This window comes from Shewanella sp. UCD-KL12 (genome assembly GCF_001957125.1).
Taxonomy (GTDB): domain Bacteria; phylum Pseudomonadota; class Gammaproteobacteria; order Enterobacterales; family Shewanellaceae; genus Shewanella.
This window is the reverse complement of the sequence record NZ_MPHJ01000055.1, coordinates 1-661: the sequence shown is the minus strand read 5'-3', so window position 1 is coordinate 661 and position 661 is coordinate 1. Positions and strand designations below refer to the sequence as shown.

1 protein-coding gene is annotated in these 661 nt (G+C 33.6%); it reads right to left on the bottom strand.

From position 1 onward, the window contains the following. Positions 1 to 295: 295 nt before the first annotated feature. A partial coding sequence (locus tag BM736_RS25285) for a hypothetical protein (RefSeq protein WP_218638783.1) occupies positions 296 to 661 on the bottom strand: 366 nt, incomplete at its 5' end.

The following is a 661-nucleotide window of genomic DNA, read 5'->3' as shown; positions in this document are numbered from 1 at the left end:
GAGAAAAACAAAAAGCCTACCGCCCTCGTTTTACTCGGTTGGTCAAATCGCTTCTTGCCACAAAACAAGTTTGTGACTTTCAGCGATTTCGCATCGTTTTACTTGTCAGTTTGCATGATGTTAAAAACGCACTCAGAAGCTCGCAAAACCGTTCTAAACTTTCAGCGTAGATTTGGGTGTTTTATAGGGGGATCGTGTCTTAAAATCGTTTTGAGGGGCTTTAATGGGGGTGAACGGGCGGTTTTTGCTAACTAACTCGCCCGTTTAACATAAAAGGGATTATGAGCACCATAATTTATAGTGTTTGATTTTGTTTTAGGTATTTTTTTTGATTTTTATTTATATGTTTGGCTTTTTGTTTGAATCGCTTATTTATTTGTCCTGCCGCATGTAATTGCCCCTTTAAACGAGTGTAAATGACTTCTTTTTCTTCTAGTGATAAATGAGCGTTGGGGGTAAATATTTCCAAGAAAGTTTGTTTTATTTTTCGTAGATTTTTATTTCTAACTGTTAACATATTGTTTTTTATGATTATTCCAGTAATCATCTTAGGTTGTTTTTCTCTGTATATTTTTATTTTTTTATTTTTTATAGTTAAACCTGATTCATTGACGATCGTTTTGACTTTTTTTAAAAAACCAGTTGGTATTTTTTCCCCTGA